The sequence below is a fragment of the Streptomyces sp. NPDC059456 genome (genome assembly GCF_042750055.1).
Classification (GTDB): domain Bacteria; phylum Actinomycetota; class Actinomycetes; order Streptomycetales; family Streptomycetaceae; genus Streptomyces.
The window spans coordinates 2,810-4,789 of the sequence record NZ_JBHYVA010000655.1; the positions used below are offsets into that span (position 1 = coordinate 2,810).

Sequence of the window (1,980 nt, forward strand, 5' to 3'; positions counted from 1 at the left end):
GGTCCCGCCAGCCGTGGTCCCCCCGGCCGGCGCACCACCAGCCCGGGTCCGGGCCGCCGCGCCTTCGGTGCCGGGGCCGCAACCGGCAGCGGCGTCAGAGCCGGCGCCGGGGCCGGCCTCCGCGCCGGTCCCGGCCTCCGCTTCGTGCTCAGCCCGCACTGGTCGACGTCCGTTCCGCCGCCTCGACGACGTTCACGAGCAGCTGCGCCCGCGTCATCGGGCCGACCCCGCCCGGGTTCGGGGAGATCCAGCCGGCCACCTCGGCGACACCCGGGTGCACGTCGCCGACGATCTTGCCGTTCTCGTCGCGGCTGACGCCCACGTCCAGGACGGCCGCACCGGGCTTCACGTCCTCCGGCTTGACCAGGTGCGGGACGCCCGCGGCCGCGACGATGATGTCCGCCTGGCGCAGCTGGGCGGCCAGGTCGCGGGTGCCGGTGTGGCACAGGGTCACGGTGGCGTTCTCCGACTTGCGGGTCAGCAGCAGGCCCATGGAGCGCCCGACGGTGATGCCGCGGCCGAGGAGCACCACGTGCGCGCCGTTGATCTCGATGTCGTGGTGGCGCAGCAGCTGGACGATCCCGTACGGGGTGCAGGGCAGCGGCCCCGGCTCGTTCAGCACCAGCCGGCCCAGCGACATCGGGTGCAGGCCGTCGGCGTCCTTCGCCGGGTCCATCAGCTCCAGCACCCGGTTGGTGTCGATGCCCTTGGGGAGCGGGAGTTGGACGATGTAGCCGGTGCACTCCGGGTTCGCGTTGAGTTCCCGTACGACCGCCTCGATGTCCTCCTGGGAGGCCGTCGCGGGCAGTTCGCGCTGGATGGACGCGATGCCGACCTCGGCGCAGTCCTTGTGCTTGCCGTTGACGTACCAGCGGCTGCCCGGGTCGTCGCCGACCAGCAGGGTGCCGAGGCCGGGGGTGATGCCCCGGGCCTTGAGCGCCGCCACGCGGGCGGTCAGTTCGGACTTGATCGCGGCGGCGGTGGCCTTGCCATCGAGAATCTGGGCGGTCATGCCCCCATCCTCCCGGATGGGGTGCCCCCGGTTCCAGTCGTGGGGCCCCGTCCGCGCTTCTGTCACAGGCTTGAACCATTCATTGCACTTGCACAACAAGTGACGGGCCCGTCGCACGGTCGCTGGACAACTCCGGTCCGATCGGACCACGATGACGGAAAAGAGTGCCGCGGGCAGTGCCGGGGGGCGGACCGCAACATCGCAGTGTTTCCTCCGTGCGTGCCGTGCGTCCCCGCACTTCCACGGAGGAACACCCCAAGATGAGCTTCGGCGACCCGAACAACCCGTACGGGCAGCAGCCGCCGGCCCCGCAGGGCCAGCCCGGCTACGGCTACCCGCAGCAGGCCCCGCAGGGCGTCCCGCCGCAGGGCGGCTACGCCTACCCGCAGCAGCCCCCGATGGGCTACCCGAACCAGGGTTACCCGGCCGGCCCCGGCGGCTACCCGGGCATGCCCATGCAGATGCCGGGCGTGCTGAAGACCGCCCGCGTCCTGCTCTTCATCATCGCGGGCCTGCAGCTGATCGTCGGAGCGTTCGCCCTGCTGGGCGCCGCCTTCCTGTCCAGCGCCGACTCGGCCGGCGGCCTCGGCAGCAGTTCCTCGGGCCAGATGGCGGCCGGCCTGATCGCCGTCATCGCGCTGATCGCCATCGGGTTCGCCGTGTGGGCGATCGTCCTCGGCGTGAAGTTCGCCAAGGGCGGCAACGCCACGCGGATCACGACGATCGTCTACTCCGTGCTCTTCCTGCTCAGCAGCCTCGCGAACTTCACGAACATGAGCGGCAGCAACGGCGGCACGCCGGCCGGCGTGCTGGGCGGCATCATCGGCCTCGCGATCGGCGTGGTCATCCTGATCGCCGCGGTCAACAAGGACTCGGTGGCCTGGTTCAACCGCCCGCGCTACTGATCCCCGCGGGGTTCCGGCACCACGGCGAAGGCCGCCACCCGCACGTGCTGCGGAGGGCGGCCC

Annotated in this window: 2 protein-coding genes; one reads left to right on the top strand and one right to left on the bottom strand. The window is 72.0% G+C overall.

All coding sequences use genetic code 11. From position 1 onward, the window contains the following. Positions 1–148: 148 nt before the first annotated feature. Positions 149–1,012, bottom strand: a complete 864-nt coding sequence (locus ACFXA3_RS35665) for a bifunctional methylenetetrahydrofolate dehydrogenase/methenyltetrahydrofolate cyclohydrolase (protein ID WP_054222818.1) — start codon at positions 1,010–1,012, stop codon at positions 149–151. Positions 1,013–1,272: 260 nt separating this feature from the next. Here ACFXA3_RS35665 and ACFXA3_RS35670 point away from each other — a divergent pair, with 260 nt between their 5' ends. After that, complete coding sequence (locus ACFXA3_RS35670; RefSeq protein WP_385194074.1) at positions 1,273–1,917, top strand: hypothetical protein; 645 nt, start codon at positions 1,273–1,275, stop codon at positions 1,915–1,917. The last annotated feature ends 63 nt before the right edge of the window (positions 1,918–1,980 follow it).